This is a genomic window from Arachidicoccus sp. BS20, assembly GCF_001659705.1.
Taxonomy (GTDB): domain Bacteria; phylum Bacteroidota; class Bacteroidia; order Chitinophagales; family Chitinophagaceae; genus Arachidicoccus.
Genome location: NZ_CP015971.1, coordinates 34,975 through 54,081 on the forward strand (window position 1 = coordinate 34,975; position 19,107 = coordinate 54,081).

The window sequence follows — 19,107 nt, forward strand, 5'->3', positions numbered from 1 at the left end:
AATTTATTTTCCAACATGCTGGTTGAATATTTGTACATACAATTCGCGCAATTTATTTTTTGCCCTTGTAAGAAATACGCGCGAACTGCTTGCCGGTATCTTTAATATTTTCGAAATTTCATCGTGCGAAAAACCTTCTATTTCGTACAGGTTGAACACCAGTCTGTGCGCTTGCGGCAGCTTGTCCAATAATCGCAAAATGTCTTTGATATCGATATTGTGCGATACCTGAACCGGCGTTATGCGGTATTCGGTTTTATCAAGCGCATCTGTTACAAAGTTTTTCTTGTCTTTCCGCAATTGGTCTATCGCCGTGCGCGAGGCAATTTTCGCAATCCAGCCTTTGAACGATTTATAATATTCGTCCTGCGAGCTGCCGCGGCTTTCAAAGGCTTCTATGTATTTGAATATTTTTATAAAACAGTCATTAACCAGCTCTTCCGCATCATTGATTTTGTTTACATAACGCACAACCACACCCATTACATAACCGTAAAAAGTTTTATACATCAGCTCTTTCGAGCGGACGTCATTGTTTTTACAGCCTTGTATCATTTCCTCAATGCCGGGTGTGTTTATTGTCATTCTTCGCGGTACTGCTTTCTGTTTATGGCAAATTTCTTATTTATTCTTCAGGAAAAATGTTTTATTATTTTACCGGCTGTTTTATTTATTCCGCATAATGGAAAGACCTGCTTTCAGACTGTCAACCGTTGCATTTTCAAATCCTTTTGCCCACACCGTATATATTCTTCCTTTCTTTATTTCTGTTTCAGGAAGCGTTGCCAAAACGGTATTACTGCCGTTTTCTTTTATTTGGAAAGAAATTTTCCCCGATACCGGCGTTGCAATATTTGTAAAATCAGATGCTTTACCGAATGCAATATTATTAACTAATGAATTAGTTGAATCGGTTATATACAAATCCAGTGAAGTAGAGTTGGGCGACATATTTGCAAAGCGAATACCTATTCTCGAGGAATCGGATAAGTGCAAGCTGTCTTTAAAGCCGAACAATTTTGCATTGCCCAACGTATCTGCAAGGAAAATGGAATACGCATCTCCGGGATGCAAATAAAACTGTTGTGAAGCCAAAAGATTGTATGAATTGTGTAATGTAAATCCAAATACTCTGAAACCCGGATACGCAGGAAGATATGCTATTGCGCTGTCATAAGCAAAAGGTTGCGGCAAAATTTCCCGTTGTCCATCGCCTATTAAATCAAGGTTGGGCGAACCCGGCGCAGCATTGATTAACGCGATGCCGGCAACCTGAACTTCTGTTCCGTAATTTTTGTCATTGTCGAGGCAAGAGGAAAAAATAATACTTATTGCTGCTATACAAGCTGCGATTTTCACTGTTATTGAAGAATTGATTTTCTGTTTCATTCTTGTAAAAATTTTTTGATTACACTATGTGTAACGTACGAGTATATTCTTTCGCTACACTTATTTTTGGACATTAACTTTTTATTTTCAATTTGCTGATAATGAGTGTGGTTGACTTCAAAAAAATTTTGGCTTCATATTTGCGATGTGATAGATAGAAAAAATTAATCATCTAAAAACTATTTACTATGAAGAAATTATTTTTAGCATTTTTTGTATTGATGACAGCGGCAATCGGAACAAAAGTCTCCGCGCAAGCTACGTACAAGACAGCAGGTGGTTTATTTATCGACGCCGGCGACGGAACAGCAGTCGGTCCGAGCATTAAACATTTTGTTACAGGCAAAGATGCCATACAAGGTTTGTTGTTGTTTGGCAGTGGTTTTACATCTATTGGTGCGGAGTATTCATACAATCAACGTATTCGAAATGCCGGCGGATTGTTGTGGAATATCGGCGTAGGTCCGCAGGTTTCTTTCGGGCATGGCTTTACCGATTTCGCTGTTCGTCCGCAAATAGGTCTGGAATATAAAATTCACGATGTTCCTTTGGGTTTTGGTTTTGACTGGCGCCCGTCGTGGAGAGTTACACATGGCTCATATTTCGACGGAGGAAGATTTGGTATTGCTTTCCGTTATGTGTTTCATTAGTTTGGGCATACAATTTATTTTTATAAGCCTCGCATTTGCGGGGCTTTTTTGTTTTCGCAACAAAGTTTATTTTTGAGAAAATAAAAAAAAGATTTTGTACTTGAAAAATATTTTCTGCGCGACATTGTTTTTTTGCTTTCTGTTTTTTCAAGAAGTAAATGCACAATCGCTTACCGATGCTGTTTATAATCCTAATATTCACGGCATTCAGTTTTCTGCAAACGGCAGTCAATGGAGTTACCCGATGGTTAATTTGGGGACGCAAAATTCGCTGCAATTAGACTTTGACGATTTTGCAGCTTCGCCTAAAAATTATTATTACACCTTCCAGCTTTGCGATGCGGACTGGCAGCCGGTTGATGTTTCTACGTTCACTTATCTCAAAGGATTTTCGCAGGACAAAATATCGAAATACACATATTCATCCTACGCAAAAACAAAATACATTCATTACACAATTTCTCTACCGCAGCAGAATTGTATGCCCGTAAAAAGCGGCAATTATATCTTAAAAATTTTTGAAGACGGCGACACTTCACAATTGATTTTTACACGGCGAATGTTGATTGTGGATTCAAAAATTTCTGTTTCGGCAGAAGTTCAGCAGCCGTTTGACAATGCCAAACTAAACACATATCAAAAAGTTCAGTTTAGTATTGATGTTTCTCATTTACAAATATCCAATCCGCTGCAACAATTGAAAGTAGTGGTGTTGCAGAACTTTCGCTGGGACAATGCAATAACTGACTTGCAGCCTTCGTTCATGCGCGGCTCGGTGTACGAATACAACGGCGAGCGGGATGTTATATTTCAGGCAGGAAAAGAATATCGCTGGGTTGATTTACAAAGTTTTCGTTATCAAAGCGAAAGGGTAGGAAGTGTGGATGTGTCGAAGATACCTTTTGATGTATATGTAAAACCTGATAAATCAAGAGCGGACGAAGATTATTTGCCGTATAAAGACTATAATGGATTTTTCAATATTGCTGCGTCCGAACAAATTAATGTGCAATCACAAGGCGATTATGCACGTGTGCATTTTTCTTTTGTTCCGCCCGATGGAAAAGAATTTGCAAATAAAGACGTTTACATTGTGGGACAAATGAATAACTATAATTATAGTGATGAAAATGAAATGACATTTGATGCAGACAAAAATTGTTATGAAACGAGTTTATTACTGAAGCAAGGTTATTACAATTACATGTATGTAACCAAAGATGCAAATAATGCCATGCCCACTTTTTCTTTAACCGAAGGTAATAACTGGCTTACGGAAAACAATTATACAATCCTGGTGTATTATCAATCATTCTCCGACCGCGCGCCGCAGTTGGTTGGATGTACGACGGTCAGTTCAAGAAGCACAAATTTTTAATTAATAATCAGTTTATTTTATATGTAGCCGTATTCGATTACTAAAAGTATAGCATCCGGGCACAAGGATTCTATTTCTATTGAGTCGGTATTCCAGAGTATCAGCCCGTCTTTCTTATGCAGCAGTCTCCCGCCAATTTCAAATTCGCCGCTGATTACATAAAACAGGCATTTTATATCGTTTTTGTTCTTTAAGATATAGGTTGCGTTGCCGCGTTCTGCAAACTTCCCGATACTTATTTTTTTGAATGAACCAATTACAGCAGGATGTCCTGTTTTAAAAATCTTTATCAGTCTGTTTTTATTACGGGGGTTCTCTGTGTTGTATGAATTTATTTCGGTTGAGAGGGGAAACACAACGTCTGTATTCATAATAATCCGAATGTAGTTAACACCAACTGAATGGATATTTGAAACTTCTATCTTGTCTCCTTTGTGTAATTCCTGCGCAAAGAACGTTTCAGGACTGATTACATACGAAGAGTCGTGTGAATCGGAATATTTTAGCGAGCCATGTATTGGCAACAAAAACAATATTTGTGAGCAGTATGCCTCAAAAGATATAATATGTTCGGCTGCGATAATTTCGTTGTTAAATTCGAGCAATGGTACATTTTCATGTTGTCGTTTTTCTTCATTGTATAAACACATGGCATATGCCGTTAATGCTGATGATTTGTGATGGCTCCACATTTCGGCGGGATATATTTTTCCGGCTGTTTGTTGTTTTATCATAGTTATAAATTTATGCTTTTACATGAATGGTAATGCTCAATTGAAAGCCCTCTGAAAGACTTCCGGTAACGGCGGATAATTCTTTTGTAAAGCCATCGCTAAATACGTTATCGGCATTATTATAAGTATAACCACTCATGCCTTTTGTATAGCCGTAGCCTGAGCCGGAAGTATTGACTGTTTTGCACAAATCGTCGTCAAAAGCAATTTGAGTTACTAACAACGTATTGCCGGACTGGTCAAATATATGCGCGTGAATATGCGTAGCGCGACCTTGATACCAGCCGGGGAAAATAGAAATGAATTTTACCTGTCCATTGGAGTCGGTTTGTTGCCGACCGCGCAGCCAATGCAGGTTTGTGTAATTGTTCGATTGCATTTGTGTGTCGCCGTATTCGGAGTAGTCTCCGTTTACATCGCAGTGCCAGATGTCCACATATACATTTTCCAATGCTGCGCAATTGTCGTTTACATTTACGATCGTGATAACCGAAGTAAGCGTTGTTCCTATGCCGTCGCCTTTCCGGATGTCGCTTCGTATATAGCTCGCGGGCGAATGTGTGGGAAAAGGTCCTTCAATCTCGGATGGTGTAACAGTACAGGATGTATCAGCAGCTACACTTGAAGCTGTACCTGAACCTTGCCCCATTGAGTCATTGTCTGAATCGGATTGCAATGCGCTCCCTGCTTTATTACAAGATTTGATTATTGGGGCAACGGCAAAAATACCTAATGCCGAAAATGTGTGTTTGAGAAAAGCTTTCCTTTCCATATTCGTATGTTTCGGATAAACATACATTGATGAAAAACAAGATAAATAAGAGTACCGATAAATGCGTGTTTTGTGTCGGTATCCGAGATTAGGTGTTCTTAGGATTCAAGGTATTTTTGAACTCATTGTAATAGCTGTTGCTGACAGGAAATTCTTTGCCTGAATGCAAGCGCACCTTTCTACCCGATACTTCTTGTATTTCATACAACGGTATAATGTAGCTGCGATGTATTCTAAGGAACTTATCGGCAGGCAGTTTTGTGAGCATTTCTTTTAGTGTAATCAATGTTAGTACAGGACGTGCGTTTTTCAGATAAACACACACATAATCGTCTTTGGCTTCGATATACAAAATGTGCGATGTTATTATTTTAACTTGTTTATATTCACTCCAGATAAAGAAATGCTCGGCTTCATTGTTGCGTATCGTCTTTTTTTCAATAGCATCGACAGCTTTGTTTACGGCTTTTTTAAATCGTTCAAAGCTGATGGGTTTCAGCAAAAAATCCACGGCGTCCAGTTCAAATCCTTCGTAAGCAAAATTTTTGTATGCTGTCGTAAAAATAACCTGAGGTTTTTCGCTCAATGCGCTCACGAGCGCAAGTCCGGATATATCGGGCATTTCTATGTCTATAAATAAAATATCGACTGCATGATGGCGTATAAATTCGCTGCCCGCAATGGCATCTTCAAATGTTTGAATCAGTTTAAGTTGCGGCATCCGCCGAATATATCCTTCGATAAGTTTTAGAGCCAAAGGTTCGTCGTCAATAGCAATGCAGGTAAAAGGCATAGTTATTCGTTTAGTTTTAAAATAAGAGTTACTTTAAACAGATTATTTTCTTTGTCGATATTCAGCGTGTATTTTTCTGTGTACATCAAGTCAAGGCGTTTCTTTGTGTTGGCAATGCCCAATCCTGTTCCCTCTGCATTATTGCGAAATATTTTATTCTCTGAATTGAATGTAAGCGTATGGTTGTTTATTGCGATGTCGATTTTAACCGGAGAATGCTGATGTTTACTAATGCCGTATTTGAAAACATTTTCAATAAAACTTATCAATATCAATGGAGCAATTTTTTTCCCTTCTGTGTTGCCGCTGACGGTATAATTCAATGCTGCATTTTTTCCTAAGCGCAATCGTTGAAGATAAATATAATCATCAATACATTGAATTTCATCGGTAAACAGTACGAATGTATTTTCTGTATTGTCGGTAATGTAGCGCATAATGCCTGAAAGTTTTAAAATAGCTTCGGACGTTTCTTTACTTTCCGATGCTGCAAGCGAATAAATATTGTTGAGGGTATTGAAAATAAAATGCGGATTTATTTGTGCTTTTAAAAATATAAGCTCGGCTTTTGATTTTTCAGCTTCCGTTTGCAACAATTGTTGTTGGGTATTTCGTAATTTTTTAGAACCTTCAATTAACGCTCCTAATGCAATTAATAATAAATACAGCACAAATCCAACAATATCCTGATGCCTTTTATTGAATGGTCGGTTTTGAAAATTGCTATCGCGCGGCAATTTATGGCGAATATTCTGCCGCATATCGTTTTGCGGCAGCATTGGCGGCGGAGTGTAAGGCGATGTTATTATTCTTGTTTGATTATTGCTATTTTCTCGTAAATCCATTATGGCATCAAAAGGCTTTATAACAAGAATAGCAATACCCAACAAAATTAAAATAAGAAAATAGAATATCTTATGAGTGCCCAAGTACAGGCGGGGAAACAGAAGATAATTGTGTAAATAAAAAATGCTGCCGTATAGTAAAACATACATCCAGTATGCTGCACCTAAAAGAAATGTTTGAATAGTAATATTTATATCATTCCGACCGGCTCCTAAAAAAATTATGGGCAAAGACAAAAATAATATCCATCCGACGATGTGTGTGAGGATGAGAAGAATATTAGATTGGATAAAATATTTGCGTAGCATATCAAAATTATTCGTAACGGCGCAGCTTGTTTCTAAGCGCAGTTAATTCTTTATTCAAATCATCCACTCGATTTATTAAGTGTTGAATGGCATCAATGCCTTCAATATTTATGTCAAGGTCATAATGCAAATGAATCATGCGCTCGACGGCTTTGAGTTGCTCCTCATCTACAAAATAACTTTCTTCAATTGTTGTGAGTTCAATCAAGCCATAGTCGTGTAACGATTGTACAAATGAAACTTCCGCATGATAATGTGTGCAAAGGTGCTGCACGGGAATTAAATGATTATCCATTGCTGCGCAATTTTGAGAGTTCGGTAAATAATGCTTTTTCTTTTTCGGTCAAATGTGTAGGCAACTTGATTTGATATGTTACATACAAATCGCCGAAAGTTCCGTCGTGCTTGTAAACGGGAAATCCTTTGCCTTTGAGTTTTACTTTTGTGCCATTTTGTGTTTCGGGCAAAACTTTGAGTTTTACTTTGCCGTCGAAGGTTTCCACAATTTGTTCGCCGCCGAGAACGGCTGTGTATAAAGGCAATTCAACATCGAGAAATAAATCATTTCCCTGCCGTCTGAAAGCCGTGCTATTACTGATTTTGAACGTAATGTACAAATCGCCGTTTGGTCCGCCGTTAATGCCTTCGCTGCCATGTCCGGCAAGCTTTATGGTCTGGTCATTTTCAATTCCTGCGGGAATGGTAATGCGGATATTTTTTCCGTTTACTGTAAAAACTTGCTTGTGTGTTTTGTATGCGTCTTTCAAATCGAGACCAAACTCTGCGTTAATATCTTGCCCCCGAAACTGTGTACGGCTTCGTCTTCCGCGAGATTCGCCGCCGCCAAACATGGACGAAAAGAAATCCGAAAAATCATACTCGCCGCCGAAGTCGTTGAAGCTTGTACCGCCCTGATAATTTTGTTGTGAATAGCTCTGTTGCTCGCTACGGGCTTTTTCAAATGCTTCGGCGTGCGCCCAGTCTTTGCCATACTGGTCGTATTTCTTGCGCTTTTCGGGATCGCTCAAGACTTCGTTTGCTTCGTTGATTTGTTGAAATTTCTTCTTCGCTTCGTCGTTGTTCGGGTTTAAATCGGGATGATATTGGCGCGCCAATTTTCGGTATGCTTTTTTAATATCGGCTTCTGAAGCGTTCTTATTTACACCGAGAATTTTATAGTAATCTATGTAGTCCATTAATTGAATTTATTTATAGTGCCAAGTTAGAAAATAATTAGCTTCGTTGATATCTTATTTAAAAATAGGTTTTTCTGTGATAAAATCATTGCGCAATACGAAAGAATATTTGATTGATAAATCGTATGAGGAAACTTTAAAGCTGCTGCAAAATATTGCGGATGCTCCATTTTATACGTCGAGTTATGGTATGTTCGGCTCTTTCAAAAATTTTGAACCGCCTCAATTCGTTTTTATGTCGAAACTTGCAAGAATGTTTGGCAGAGGTGGAATTGATAAGAGCTTAACAAAAATATTTGTATCGCTATACTCCAAGCAAAATCAGACAGAAATTGTAGTTGAAGCAAAAAGCAATTGGGTAATTTATACTTTAGCGGTAGTCGCTGTTATCTATTTAACCGCAAGTATTTTAGTTAATTATACTCCTGTTGTTCTATCAATAATTATTTTTGTCGGAGTTGCAATTTTAATATTCTTCCTTGACAGAATTTTTTAAAAAATATTGATTGGACATTTTGAAACAGATATGGATATTTGATGCAATTGTTTTCCGATGAAAAATTTAACGGATATTTTTTCTTATCCTGCTCAGCGACGATTGCGTAATGCCTAAGTAAGACGCGATATAAGAAAGCGGAACGCGGTTTGCAATGGATGGAAATTTTTCTATAAACGTGAGATAACGTGTAGTTGCATCTTCCGAAACCAATGGACTTCTTCTGTCTAATTTTTCAGACAATGCTTTTCGGATAATTTTGTGCACAATATTATCCCAGCCAACAATCGTATCGGAAAGTTCTTCCCAATGTTGTTTAGAAAATATCAGCATTTTACAATCCGTGACTGCCTGCACATATTCGGATGCAGCGATGTTTGATTCAAAATGATGCCAATCCACAATCAAATGATTTTCATCAATAAAATACTTCGTAACTTCTTCGCCTTTATTGTCATAATAACACACGCGCAAAATACCTTCCAAAATAAAGCCGACTTGCCGGGGAACTTTTCCTGCCTCGGAAAAATATGCGTCTCTGTGCAATTCTATTTCCATTGCTTTTTTTGCAATCAATTCAATTTGTTGCGTGTTCAAATTGCCGAACTGTAAAATGAAATTTGTGAGTTCTTCCATACAGCAAAGGTAGCAATAGTTGCGCGCGCAGCATTTGCCTTTTGGCAAAAAATTACGCTTCCTGCAATTCTCCCGCCTGCGAAAAATGATAATATGCGGCGCACGCGCCTTCGCTGGAAACCATTGGCGCGCCAAGCGGAAAAGTGGGCGTACACTTCGTTCCAAACATGGGACATTGGTTCGGTTTCTTTTTGCCGCGCAACACTTCGCCCGCAATACATTCTTTGCTTTCTTCGGCTTTTGGAATGTTGATGGTAAATTTTTTATTCGCATCAAATTGTTCCAGTTCTTTTTTCACATCAAAGCCGCTGTAAGGAATGGTACCGATGCCGCGCCACTCGCGGCTGGACGTTTCAAACACTTGTTCCATTATATTTCGCGCAGCTTCATTTCCATTTTCATTTACCACGCGACTGTATTGATTTTCTAATTTGTATTCGCCTTTTTCCAGTTGTTTAATCAACATTACAATGCCTTGCAGCAAATCAACAGGTTCAAAGCCCGTAACCACAATCGGCGTTTTATAATTTTCCACAATGGGATAATATTCTTCCAAGCCCATAATGGTGCAAACGTGTCCCGCGCCGAGAAAGCCTTGCACAATGTTGGTATCGTCGCTAAGAATGGCTTCCATCGCAGGCGGAACAAGAACGTGCGAAGTGAGAATGGAATAATTTTTCAAGCCTTCGCGTGCCGCGTGCAACACGCTCAGAGCATTTGCCGGCGCTGTGGTTTCAAAACCTACGGCGAAGAAAACCACTTCACGATTGGGGTTGTCTTTGGCAATTTTTACGGCTTCCAAAGGCGAATATAAAATACGAACATCGGCGCCGTTGGCTTTGGCTTCGAGCAAACTTTTTTTGCTTCCCGGCACGCGCAGCATATCGCCGAAAGAACAAAGAATGACGTTTTTTTCTTCCGCCAGATAAATGGCTTTGTCAATCAGGTTCAATGGCGTAACGCACACAGGACAGCCCGGTCCGTGAATCATATTGATTTTGTCGGGCATCATCGAAAGCAAACCATTTTTTACCAAAGAGTGTGTTTGCCCGCCGCACACTTCCATAATGTTCCAATGTTGCGTGGTTATTTTGTGCAACTCGTTGATGTATTTTTCAACAACGTCTGCGTCGCGGTATTCAGTTAAGTATTTCATGTTATTTTAAATATGAAATATGAGTTATGAAATAGGAAATGAGAGCATACCTCAAATTATTTCATCATTCATATTTCTGATTTCATATTTACACTTGCGTATGTTCAATCAGCTCATCAATTTCGCCGATGTCTTTTAAATATTCAAACGACTTTGCCGCTTCAGCTTCATCAACTTTACTGATGGCAACGCCAACGTGTACGAGTACATAATCGCCCACATCGGCAGTCGGCAACATTTCCAAACTCGCTTCTTTAACGATGCCGCCAAACGACACTTTTGCCATGCGCACCGTTCCGTTGTGAATGGTTTCGATGCTTTGAATTTTTCCGGGAATTGCTAAACACATAATTTTTGTTTTTAGTTCCCGCAGATAACGCTGATTTTCGCAGATTTTTTATTCTGCGTTTATCTGCGAAATCTGTGGGAAAATTTTATAATCCATTTACTTTTCTAAATATTGATTTGTCTATTTCTGTACTATTAAAATTTACTAAGATGCCTAATTTCTTTCCTGATATTTTTAGATAAGTGATTACTTGTTTGTGATGAACTTCTGTCAAATTTTCAACAGACTTAATTTCTATTATTACTTTATTTTCAACTAACAAATCTATTCTGTAACCTACGTCCATTTTTATTTCATCATAAATAAGCGGCAAGGCAACTTGTGATTGAACGTTTAATCCTTCTTTTTCTAATTCATATTTCAAAGTTGCTTCGTAAGCTGATTCCAACAGACCCGGTCCTAATTTATTATATACTTGAAAAATGGCGCCTCTGATTTTGTATGAAATTTCATTTTCAGTCATTTTTATTTCTTTGCTCCCGCAGAGAACACTGATCTTCGCAAATTTTATTCTGTGTCTATCTGCGCAATCAGCGGGAAAATCACTTGTCCGAACGAGATATTCTCATCATTCGGCGATAATTTTTGATGAAAAAACAATTGGTATTTCTTTTCCAATTTTATTTTTATTAAATCTACCAACAAACTGTTTTGAAACACCCCGCCGCTGAATGCAATTTTTTTGAACTCGTTTTTACGAGCAACCGTTTCAATCATTTCTACCAAACTGAGATGAAATTTTAATGCAATCTTTCCTTTATTTTCGCCGCACTTAATGTCGCTGATAATTTGTTTGAGAATTGTTTGAACAGAAATTTTTTCTTCATCAAAATGCACATCATAATCTTCCATAAAATTAGAAAATTTTTTCCAATTTTCCGTTGCTAAATTTTCTAAGTACAACGCGGCTTCGCCTTCATAGCTCTGTTTGTCGCACAAGTTTAACAATGCTGCAACGGCGTCGAACAGTCTTCCGCAGGAAGAAGTTACTATTTCATATTTATTATTTAATATTTTTTGAAAATAGTTCCATTCCTGCCCGGTAAATTTTTCTTTCAAAATATCATCTGCCATTCCTTTACAAAAACTCAATGCAGACAAACGCGGCTCTTTCGCCATTTTATCGCCTAACAAATTTGGCACATATTCAAAATGACAAACTCGTTCTATTTTTTTATTTTGATAAGAAAAAAAATCGCCGCCCCAAATTTGTTCATCATCGCCAAGTCCGGTTCCGTCCCAAACCACGCCGAGCATTTTTTCATTGTTTTCCAACAAATTATTTTCTGCCAGCACAGCCGCGAAATGCGCTTTGTGATGCTGTATTTGTTGTAACGAAATATTTTGTTCTTCGCTTTTTTGCTTCGCAAATTGTGTGGAAAAATAATCGGGATGCTTGTCGCAAACTATCGTTTCAATCTTCGCGGAAGTCAGGTTCAAAAAGTTTTCCGCGACTTTTTTATATGTCTGTTGCGTATCGTATTCATCGGTGCTGCCTAGATATTGACTTACATAAATGCTATCGTTTTGCGCGAGTGCAAAACTGCTTTTCAATAACGCGCCGCTTGCGAAAATAGTTTTATGAGTTTGACAATTTAAAAAATGAATTGGCGCAAATCCACGTCCATTGCGCAAGATAATTTTCGTTTTTGTCTTTGAAGAAAACTGAATAACGCTATCGTCTTGCGGCATGGTAATGTCGCGGTTGTTCAATAAAATAAAATCGGCTAATTGCGGTAAATCCTGCAAGGCTTTTTCATTGTCGTAAACAATGCTGTCGCCGCTAATGTTGGCGCTTGTTGCGATTACAGGCTTATTGAATTTTGAAAGAATCAATTCCAACAAAGGCGCGTAAGGCAGGAACACGCCAACGCGATTGAGCTTCGGCGCAGCCCCCCTAAATCCCCCCAAAAGGGGGGACTTTGGTTGCAGCAAAACGATTGGTGCGGCTGCACTTTGCAACATTTCTTTTTCAACCTCGCTTACTTCGTAATCATTTTCTATTTGCTGCAAATTCGGATACATTACGGCGAAAGGCTTTGTGGGTCTGTGTTTGCGGGCGCGTAATGTTTTTACGGCTTGTTCATTATTCGCATCGCACAAAAGTAAAAATCCGCCGATGCCTTTTGCTGCAATGATTTTGCCTGATTGCAATGCAACATTTATTTGTTGTAAAATTTCTTCAACGTCTTGTGAAAGCAATTCGTTTTTGTTGTTGTAAAAGGAAAGCGTAATGCCGCATTTCTTACAGGAATTTGTTTGCGAATAAAAACGAATATCGCTCGCATCGTTGTATTCCTGCAAACATTCATCGCATTGATGAAACATTTGCATCGATGTATTTTCCCTGTCGAAAGGCAATTTTTTTAAAATAGAATAGCGCGCACCGCAGTCGGTGCAAGTGATGAACGGATAATGATAGCGACGATTATTTTCATCGTGTAATTCTTTGCGGCAATTTTCGCACATCGCAAAATCCGGCGTGATAAAAAGTTGCTTATTGTTTTGCTTTGCTTCGCTTTCTATAATTCGGAAATCAGGATAATTTTTTGTTTCCGTTTTTTGAAATGAATGGGAAATAATTTTTGCTTGCTGCGGCGCATTTTCTAAAATATGATGATAAAATGCTTCCACATTTTTCCCGCTTGCTTCTATGAAAACGCCGTCTTTATCGTTGCGCACAAAGCCTGTGATACCAAAGGTTTTCGCGCTTCTATATACAAACGGACGAAAGCCCACGCCTTGCACAATTCCGTTGAGTTGTATGGCAAAAGTTGATTCCATAATATTAGTTGTACCACAGCGTTGCACGGAGATTTTTCACAGAGATTTACAGAGAAAATTTTTGTGCAACGCTGCGTATGCTTGGTGTTTCTCTGTGCAATAACCATTCATATTTTCGCTACCAAAAATACTTCACCGCTTGCGGGTAAAAAATCATCTGTTCTGTTGGCGAAATAAAGTTGTTCCATATCTTTTGTAGAAATTGTTTTTGCTTCTTTGAAACCCGCATCATCAGCGAGTTTCAGGATTTCTTCGGGTGTAAAAAAACTGAGCATCGGCGTGCCTGCTTCACGTGCGCCTTTCTCCGCAATTTCCTGCATCGGTTTGTCTTCTTCGTCCAATAAATTCATCGGCAAATAAAAACTCATCGCCAATGTAGAACCCGAAGCAAGCGTTGCAATTCGTTTTAAAGTTTCCAGTATCGCTTCTTTTGTAAGATATAAAGTTACGCCGGTACACGCGATAACAGCCGGTTTGTTCTTGTCAAATCCTGCTTTCAATAACCGGTCGTACCAATTTTCTTTTTCAAAATCAACGGGAACAAAATGTAAATTTTTCGGAACATCAAAACCAAGTTCTGTTAATCGTTGCTGTTTCCAGGTCAATGTATCGGGTTGGTCAATTTCAAATATTTCAAGTTGTGAAGCAATCTCTTTTCTGCGTTGCGCGAAGGTGTCCAAACCCGCACCAAGAATGACATACTGATAAATTTGTTTACTTTCTTCAATAATCAAATCTTCGATAAAACGTGCGCGGGCGACAATAGATGCGCGCAAACGTTTTGTGTATTTCATATCGGGACGTTCTTGCCAATCATCATTCGGCGCAATTAATTTCAGTCCGATTGTATCTTCAATAATATGCGGTTTATCGTCCGCCAAAACGTGTAAAGCGCGCCACAGCGCGGTTCTTACGGCGGTGTTATCCGGTTCGACTATTTTTTTAGTTGTTTTCATAATATTTGTTGTAGCACGGAGTTGCTCTGTGTAATAATTTATTCAACCGTAACACTTTCTTTCTTCTCTTTCACTTTTGTCAACAGCCAGTCGCACCATTTATCCAAGCCTTCGCCGTTCAAACTGCTGATAGAAATTACTTCCAGATTCGGGTTAATGTCGCGCGCATCCTGCGTAACGGCATCTACGCTGAAAGGCACGTAAGGCAACAAATCCGCTTTGCTCACGAGCATCAATTCGCTGGTTAAAAACATACGCGGATATTTCTTCGGCTTGTCGTCGCCTTCGGTGCTGGAGATTAAAGTAACACGAAAATCTTCGCCCAAATCAAACGCCGCCGGGCAAACCAAATTGCCCACGTTTTCGATGAACAACACGTCCAAATCTTCGTAATCGAAATGGTCTAACGCCTGCAAAATCATCTGCGCTTCAATGTGGCACATTCCGCCCGTAACAATTTGCAGCGCATCCACGCCGGCTTCCTTGATGCGCACGGCGTCGCGCTCCGTTTCCGGGTCGCCTACGAGTACGCCCATTTTCAATTTATCTTTCAAACGTTTGCCCGTTTCCTGCAACAGCGTGGTTTTGCCGCTGCCCGGCGATGAACATAAATTCACGACTAAGATGTTGTACGGCGCGAGTTTGTCGCGAATAGCTTTCGCTACAAAATCATTTGCTTTCAACAAATGCAAGGACAAATGTTCGTCCTGAATGGAGCCTACTGGGGCTTGATTACTTTTGGGTTGCATAGTCTTTTATTTTTTAGTTGTGCCACAGAGTTGCACTGAGATTTTTCACAGAGGTTCACAGAGAAATCTCAGTGTAGCTCCGTGTATTCTTCGTGTTTCTCTGTGTGATAATTTTAATTTTCGAGTTCCACTTTTGTTATCAGCATTTCTTCGCCTTGAATTACGTTGCTGCTGGGTCGTCCGCAATTCTTGCAGATGAATTTATACTGTTCCACTTCGCTTTCTGTGCCGCATAAATCGCACTTCACTTTTATCGGAAGCACTTCAACGTGCAGGCTCGTTTTTGCATATTTCGGTTGGTCTTGCAATACCGCGTCAAATGCGCTTTGCATCAAGAGCGGTTGCACATTGCTCAACAAACCGACTGTCAAATAAATGCCGCGCACGTCGTTCATTCTGTCGGGAAATTCTTCTTCAAGCGTGTTGAAAATATTGCGTACTAATGAAATTTCGTGCATCGTTTTTTATTTTTTATACCACAGAGTTACACTGAGATTTTCACGGAGGTTCACAGAGAAATCTCAGTGCAACTCCGTGTTTTCTTTGTGTTTCTCTGTGTAATAATCATTTTCATTCTACCGAGTTTTTCACAGAGTTACTCAAAGATTTTAATTGCTCCAAATGCTCATCTGCAGCGGCTTTCAGCTCATCGCTTACGTTCAAAGATTTCACTTCATTTGCTTTGCTCAGCATATCGTTGAAAAGTTCTTCGTCAAATTCTTTTTCGCTTCCCAAGTGCCAGGCTGCTTCAATATAATTTAATAAAGTAATCGCTCTTTCGGTCGGAAATGTTGCGGCATCTCTTACGCTCAATGCTTCGCGATACCAAGCGAGCGCTTTGTCAAAATTATCGCTGTGCAAAGCGAGCGGATACTTGGTATAAGCATTGCCCTGACTGTTGCAGATGACACCGAACTCGTAAGGAAATTCCACTTTGTTATAATAATTCAATGCTTCGGCGAAAGACGCTACCGACACGCCTGCCCACACACTTTTCTTTTTAATGTCATCGGGAATTTCGGAATAAATAACGCCGAGCTGATGATGAATATCGGCAAAAACTTCCGGCGCATTTTCTTTATTAAAAACTTTCAACGCTTTCTGGCAAGCCTTCATCGCTTCGCGGTAAAATTGCGGATTGCCGTTTTGCGCCCAGGTGTACAACAGCTTTGCTTTTTGAAACTGCGCCTGCGCCGCGAGTTCCGCCAAATCTTCCTGTTCAAATAATTTTATGGCACGCTGAATATAACCCAACGCTTCGGAATAACTTTCGTTAATGGTTGCAATGTACGAAGCGTCCATTAAGATGAAAGCCGCGTCCACATTACGTTCTGTGGCTTCGTAATATTGCAGGCATTCCCACAAATCATTTTTCAAAGCCGTCATCAATGTTTCATCGTAAGGCGGAGAAAGTCTTTTTATCTCGTTGCTGCAAAACAAAGTTTTCAGCGCAATGCTTGCTTCCTGCGACAAATAATCGCCCGTAACAAACGGCGACAACACTTCGGAAGCCTGCGTATATAAGCCCGAATCCGTGAGCAACGTAGCATATTGTTTTGCCGTGAAAGCAAGGCGTTCATTCATCACGCTTGCCTGCAATGCTTTTTCGTAAGCGATATGAATGTTCTCGAATTTTGCATCGGGATTGACGTAATGCTGCGCCAATGCTGCGTTGTGCAAAGCAGTGTGTGTATCGCCTGTTGCAGTGATTTTGTAAATGTCTTCTTCCGAAACGGCGAAACCATTTTGCAATGCGTATCCGAGTTCCACAATGGGCGAATACTGCGAATAATCAGAAAAATAAAACGCCGATTTTTCAAAGTTGCCCAACTGAAAAAATACCAAACCGAGCAATGTTTTTTCATTGAAAGGAATTTGCGGAAACAACACGGGAAGTTTATCGGGATTCCATTGCGGCGGCGCGGAAATTTCTTTTTCTTCTACAACGATAGAAGCGTTTTGAATGTTGGTTGTTTCAATTGTTATTAGTTCGCTTAAACGATATTCCTGCGCAATGATTTGTTCAATTTGCGTTGTAAGATTGGGTTCGGTATATAGAATTATTTTGTTCATTCTGTTATTTAATAAATTTATTACATGGAGAAACACGAAGGATACACAGAGCTACGCGGAGGCTCTGTTGCTCTCTGTGAAAAATCTCTGTGCAACTCTGTGGTATAATTGTTCATTTTAATTTTTTTATCGTATTGTTTTCGACTAAAGATTTCATTTGTGTAATAGCAACTTTGTTGAGTTGTATCAACCGTTCGCTTTGCGAAAGATTTTGTTGGATGAGCAATGCGTTGATGCTTTCCATATTGCTCAATACAACCAACTGCTCCAAAGTGGCGTAATCCCTGATGTTTCCGCTTTTGTGCGAGTTTTTATCGCGCCATTCTTTTGCCGTCAATCCGAAAAGCGCCACGTTCAGCAAGTCGGCTTCATTGGCATAAACAAACGCTGCTTGTTGTTTTGTAATTTCTTTCGGTATCAGATTTTCTTTGATGGCGTCGGTGTGAATATGATAATTTACTTTGGCTAAAGTGCGTTGCAAATTCCATTCAAGTTGCAGGCGATTGTTTTCATCTTCTTTAAGGCGTTGAAATTCTTTGATGAGATAAATTTTGAATTGCGGGCTAATCCACATACCAAATTCAAAAGCAATGTCAGGATGCGCATACGTTCCACCATATTTACCTGCCGTTGCTTTAAGCCCGATTGCATTGGTTTTTTCAACCCATTCTTTTACGCTGAGTTTGTAATTATTTAATCCCGCCTGACTTTTAATTATGGCAAATCCGCCATAATTAAAATTTGGATTATAAACAGATTCCCAAATGCCGAGATACTCAACTGTGTTTCTATTGCGCAGCCAATCCGAAATAAAAAAATCGCCATCTTTAGCTTTAAGCATATCGGTGAGAGAAATGTACTCTTGCTCTTTATCAAAGAGTACTGTTATTATTTTCCCTTGTACTTCTATCTTTTTATTTTTTGCCACTTCGATTTCTATTTGATAAACACATTCAGCACGTTCATTGCCGTGTCGGCTTTGTATTCGAGCGATCGATTGGTTTCATCCAAATCATTGTCAATAATCATTTCGCGTATGTTGATGGATTTATCGCCGAGCAAATTTTTATTTTTTAATAATTCTTTTTTTGCTTTGTGAAACGACTTGAACATATCGTCCGAATCACGTGCTACCATTAGCTTTCCGTCGTTTTCATAATAGATTACCTGCACATAAGACTCATTGCTGAATAATTCCTCAGCAATGTTTTTATCAATGATGATATGTGAGTTTAAGAGATTGACCATTTTCTGTTTTCTTCGTGTACCTCTGGGTAACAACTATTCAATGTTTAATTCGTTTTTAATCAAGCCAACAACTTTATCGCCTGCTATTTTTACAATCTCGCTCAATTCAATTTCCAGTTTTGTATTATCTACCGCGATTAAATACACTTGTATGTCTTCGGGATATTCGTCCTGCAAAATTTTTTTCGCGTAGCTCAATGCTTGGTCCCATTTCAGACTATGCAGAAAAACCATCGGGTCGTCCACAATTGCCGCTTCCAATTCCGATGCAGGAACTTTGTACAATGTTCCCGCAGGCTCGCCTGTATTTACAACCGCATCTACGATGATGATTTTGTTGTGCCCTTTTAGTTTGAACAGCACTTCAAACGCGCCTGTTCCCATATCAAACAGACTGATATTTTCCTGCTCGCCGATTTGTTTTCTCAGTTCATCAATTACATAAACACCAACAGCATCATCGCTTCTGCAAGGATTGCCAAAACCCATTATCGCAATTTTTTGCTGAATGGCTGTGTTGCTTTCCTGTTCTATATTTGAGAGGTTCTGCTGCATCTTTTTTGAGAAATAAATTTACATAAAAATCCCGCAGAT

23 protein-coding genes are annotated in these 19,107 nt (G+C 39.2%); 3 read left to right on the forward strand and 20 right to left on the reverse strand.

The genetic code is table 11. The annotated features are described in order from the left end of the window. Positions 1 to 3 precede the first annotated feature (3 nt). Both A9P82_RS00150 and A9P82_RS00155 read right to left on the reverse strand, forming a co-directional pair. Positions 4 to 585 carry an RNA polymerase sigma factor gene (locus A9P82_RS00150; RefSeq protein WP_066202700.1) on the reverse strand — a complete coding sequence of 194 codons (582 nt, stop codon included), beginning with the start codon at positions 583 to 585 and terminating at the stop codon, positions 4 to 6. An 81-nt stretch (positions 586 to 666) separates the two neighbouring features. Next, on the reverse strand, positions 667 to 1,389 hold the full coding sequence (locus A9P82_RS00155; RefSeq protein WP_066202703.1) for a DUF4397 domain-containing protein: 723 nt from the start codon (positions 1,387 to 1,389) through the stop codon (positions 667 to 669). A gap of 188 nt (positions 1,390 to 1,577) precedes the next feature. Here A9P82_RS00155 and A9P82_RS00160 point away from each other — a divergent pair, with 188 nt between their 5' ends. Next, positions 1,578 to 2,039: a hypothetical protein gene (locus tag A9P82_RS00160; RefSeq protein ID WP_066202705.1), complete on the forward strand. Its 462-nt coding sequence runs from the start codon at positions 1,578 to 1,580 to the stop codon at positions 2,037 to 2,039. 100 nt (positions 2,040 to 2,139) lie between these two features. Beyond that, positions 2,140 to 3,417, forward strand: a complete 1,278-nt coding sequence (locus tag A9P82_RS00165) for a type IX secretion system plug protein (RefSeq protein ID WP_197492196.1) — start codon at positions 2,140 to 2,142, stop codon at positions 3,415 to 3,417. 17 nt (positions 3,418 to 3,434) lie between these two features. Here the strand turns inward: A9P82_RS00165 and A9P82_RS00170 are convergent, their stop codons facing one another. The 6 genes from A9P82_RS00170 to A9P82_RS00195 form a co-directional block, all read right to left on the reverse strand. Continuing rightward, positions 3,435 to 4,151: a pirin family protein gene (locus A9P82_RS00170; RefSeq protein ID WP_066202709.1), complete on the reverse strand. Its 717-nt coding sequence runs from the start codon at positions 4,149 to 4,151 to the stop codon at positions 3,435 to 3,437. Between the two features lie 10 nt (positions 4,152 to 4,161). Further along, positions 4,162 to 4,923, reverse strand: coding sequence for a dioxygenase family protein (locus A9P82_RS00175; protein WP_066209409.1), 762 nt, complete (start codon positions 4,921 to 4,923; stop codon positions 4,162 to 4,164). An 88-nt stretch (positions 4,924 to 5,011) separates the two neighbouring features. After that, positions 5,012 to 5,716: a LytR/AlgR family response regulator transcription factor gene (locus A9P82_RS00180; protein ID WP_066202712.1), complete on the reverse strand. Its 705-nt coding sequence runs from the start codon at positions 5,714 to 5,716 to the stop codon at positions 5,012 to 5,014. A 2-nt stretch (positions 5,717 to 5,718) separates the two neighbouring features. Then, positions 5,719 to 6,870, reverse strand: a complete 1,152-nt coding sequence (locus tag A9P82_RS00185; protein WP_082915137.1) for a sensor histidine kinase — start codon at positions 6,868 to 6,870, stop codon at positions 5,719 to 5,721. 7 nt (positions 6,871 to 6,877) lie between these two features. Then, positions 6,878 to 7,165, reverse strand: coding sequence for a chaperone modulator CbpM (locus tag A9P82_RS00190; RefSeq protein ID WP_066202717.1), 288 nt, complete (start codon positions 7,163 to 7,165; stop codon positions 6,878 to 6,880). Next, complete coding sequence (locus A9P82_RS00195; RefSeq protein ID WP_066202720.1) at positions 7,158 to 8,066, reverse strand: DnaJ C-terminal domain-containing protein; 909 nt, start codon at positions 8,064 to 8,066, stop codon at positions 7,158 to 7,160. Before A9P82_RS00195 ends, A9P82_RS00190 begins: the two co-directional genes overlap by 8 nt. Before the next feature lie 46 nt (positions 8,067 to 8,112). Here A9P82_RS00195 and A9P82_RS00200 point away from each other — a divergent pair, with 46 nt between their 5' ends. Continuing rightward, positions 8,113 to 8,562 carry a hypothetical protein gene (locus A9P82_RS00200; protein ID WP_066202724.1) on the forward strand — a complete coding sequence of 150 codons (450 nt, stop codon included), beginning with the start codon at positions 8,113 to 8,115 and terminating at the stop codon, positions 8,560 to 8,562. 66 nt (positions 8,563 to 8,628) lie between these two features. Here the strand turns inward: A9P82_RS00200 and A9P82_RS00205 are convergent, their stop codons facing one another. The 12 genes from A9P82_RS00205 to A9P82_RS00260 all read right to left on the reverse strand — a co-directional run bounded on the left by A9P82_RS00205 (position 8,629) and on the right by A9P82_RS00260 (position 19,068). Further along, entirely contained in the window at positions 8,629 to 9,198 is a 570-nt protein-coding gene (locus tag A9P82_RS00205; RefSeq protein WP_066202727.1) for a Crp/Fnr family transcriptional regulator, read from the reverse strand. Between the two features lie 52 nt (positions 9,199 to 9,250). Further along, on the reverse strand, positions 9,251 to 10,354 hold the full coding sequence (hypD, locus tag A9P82_RS00210) for a hydrogenase formation protein HypD (protein ID WP_066202731.1): 1,104 nt from the start codon (positions 10,352 to 10,354) through the stop codon (positions 9,251 to 9,253). An 88-nt stretch (positions 10,355 to 10,442) separates the two neighbouring features. Next, on the reverse strand, positions 10,443 to 10,703 hold the full coding sequence (locus A9P82_RS00215) for a HypC/HybG/HupF family hydrogenase formation chaperone (protein ID WP_066202736.1): 261 nt from the start codon (positions 10,701 to 10,703) through the stop codon (positions 10,443 to 10,445). Between the two features lie 85 nt (positions 10,704 to 10,788). Continuing rightward, a complete protein-coding gene (locus tag A9P82_RS00220; RefSeq protein ID WP_066202739.1) occupies positions 10,789 to 11,166 on the reverse strand; it encodes a GxxExxY protein in 378 nt (125 codons plus the stop codon). Between the two features lie 44 nt (positions 11,167 to 11,210). Continuing rightward, positions 11,211 to 13,487 (reverse strand): carbamoyltransferase HypF, encoded by a 2,277-nt coding sequence (hypF, locus tag A9P82_RS00225; protein ID WP_066202741.1) that lies wholly within the window; start codon positions 13,485 to 13,487, stop codon positions 11,211 to 11,213. 107 nt (positions 13,488 to 13,594) lie between these two features. Continuing rightward, the gene (locus A9P82_RS00230; protein ID WP_066202745.1) at positions 13,595 to 14,443 is read right to left on the reverse strand and encodes a class I SAM-dependent methyltransferase; all 849 of its coding nucleotides are present in this window, start codon (positions 14,441 to 14,443) and stop codon (positions 13,595 to 13,597) included. Between the two features lie 38 nt (positions 14,444 to 14,481). Then, positions 14,482 to 15,192: a hydrogenase nickel incorporation protein HypB gene (hypB, locus tag A9P82_RS00235; protein WP_066202747.1), complete on the reverse strand. Its 711-nt coding sequence runs from the start codon at positions 15,190 to 15,192 to the stop codon at positions 14,482 to 14,484. A 113-nt stretch (positions 15,193 to 15,305) separates the two neighbouring features. Next, positions 15,306 to 15,650, reverse strand: coding sequence for a hydrogenase maturation nickel metallochaperone HypA/HybF (locus tag A9P82_RS00240; protein ID WP_066202750.1), 345 nt, complete (start codon positions 15,648 to 15,650; stop codon positions 15,306 to 15,308). Between the two features lie 112 nt (positions 15,651 to 15,762). After that, entirely contained in the window at positions 15,763 to 17,265 is a 1,503-nt protein-coding gene (locus tag A9P82_RS00245) for a hypothetical protein (protein ID WP_066202753.1), read from the reverse strand. 112 nt (positions 17,266 to 17,377) lie between these two features. After that, positions 17,378 to 18,193, reverse strand: a complete 816-nt coding sequence (locus A9P82_RS00250; protein ID WP_066202755.1) for a KilA-N domain-containing protein — start codon at positions 18,191 to 18,193, stop codon at positions 17,378 to 17,380. Between the two features lie 8 nt (positions 18,194 to 18,201). Next, positions 18,202 to 18,513, reverse strand: a complete 312-nt coding sequence (locus tag A9P82_RS00255) for a hypothetical protein (protein ID WP_066202758.1) — start codon at positions 18,511 to 18,513, stop codon at positions 18,202 to 18,204. A gap of 33 nt (positions 18,514 to 18,546) precedes the next feature. Continuing rightward, complete coding sequence (locus A9P82_RS00260) at positions 18,547 to 19,068, reverse strand: hydrogenase maturation protease (RefSeq protein WP_066202761.1); 522 nt, start codon at positions 19,066 to 19,068, stop codon at positions 18,547 to 18,549. Between the last annotated feature and the right edge of the window lie 39 nt (positions 19,069 to 19,107).

Bases quoted from the DNA above. Each gene is read 5' to 3' on its own strand.
- A9P82_RS00150 (WP_066202700.1), bottom strand. From the start codon at position 585: ATGACAATAAACACACCCGGCATTGAGGAAATGATACAAGGCTGTAAA.
- A9P82_RS00155 (WP_066202703.1), bottom strand. From the start codon at position 1,389: ATGAAACAGAAAATCAATTCTTCAATAACAGTGAAAATCGCAGCTTGT.
- A9P82_RS00160 (WP_066202705.1), top strand. From the start codon at position 1,578: ATGAAGAAATTATTTTTAGCATTTTTTGTATTGATGACAGCGGCAATC.
- A9P82_RS00170 (WP_066202709.1), bottom strand. From the start codon at position 4,151: ATGATAAAACAACAAACAGCCGGAAAAATATATCCCGCCGAAATGTGG.
- A9P82_RS00175 (WP_066209409.1), bottom strand. From the start codon at position 4,923: ATGGAAAGGAAAGCTTTTCTCAAACACACATTTTCGGCATTAGGTATT.
- A9P82_RS00180 (WP_066202712.1), bottom strand. From the start codon at position 5,716: ATGCCTTTTACCTGCATTGCTATTGACGACGAACCTTTGGCTCTAAAA.
- A9P82_RS00185 (WP_082915137.1), bottom strand. From the start codon at position 6,870: ATGCTACGCAAATATTTTATCCAATCTAATATTCTTCTCATCCTCACA.
- A9P82_RS00190 (WP_066202717.1), bottom strand. From the start codon at position 7,165: ATGGATAATCATTTAATTCCCGTGCAGCACCTTTGCACACATTATCAT.
- A9P82_RS00195 (WP_066202720.1), bottom strand. From the start codon at position 8,066: ATGGACTACATAGATTACTATAAAATTCTCGGTGTAAATAAGAACGCT.
- A9P82_RS00205 (WP_066202727.1), bottom strand. From the start codon at position 9,198: ATGGAAGAACTCACAAATTTCATTTTACAGTTCGGCAATTTGAACACG.
- hypD (WP_066202731.1), bottom strand. From the start codon at position 10,354: ATGAAATACTTAACTGAATACCGCGACGCAGACGTTGTTGAAAAATAC.
- A9P82_RS00215 (WP_066202736.1), bottom strand. From the start codon at position 10,703: ATGTGTTTAGCAATTCCCGGAAAAATTCAAAGCATCGAAACCATTCAC.
- A9P82_RS00220 (WP_066202739.1), bottom strand. From the start codon at position 11,166: ATGACTGAAAATGAAATTTCATACAAAATCAGAGGCGCCATTTTTCAA.
- hypF (WP_066202741.1), bottom strand. From the start codon at position 13,487: ATGGAATCAACTTTTGCCATACAACTCAACGGAATTGTGCAAGGCGTG.
- A9P82_RS00230 (WP_066202745.1), bottom strand. From the start codon at position 14,443: ATGAAAACAACTAAAAAAATAGTCGAACCGGATAACACCGCCGTAAGA.
- hypB (WP_066202747.1), bottom strand. From the start codon at position 15,192: ATGCAACCCAAAAGTAATCAAGCCCCAGTAGGCTCCATTCAGGACGAA.
- A9P82_RS00240 (WP_066202750.1), bottom strand. From the start codon at position 15,650: ATGCACGAAATTTCATTAGTACGCAATATTTTCAACACGCTTGAAGAA.
- A9P82_RS00245 (WP_066202753.1), bottom strand. From the start codon at position 17,265: ATGAACAAAATAATTCTATATACCGAACCCAATCTTACAACGCAAATT.
- A9P82_RS00255 (WP_066202758.1), bottom strand. From the start codon at position 18,513: ATGGTCAATCTCTTAAACTCACATATCATCATTGATAAAAACATTGCT.
- A9P82_RS00260 (WP_066202761.1), bottom strand. From the start codon at position 19,068: ATGCAGCAGAACCTCTCAAATATAGAACAGGAAAGCAACACAGCCATT.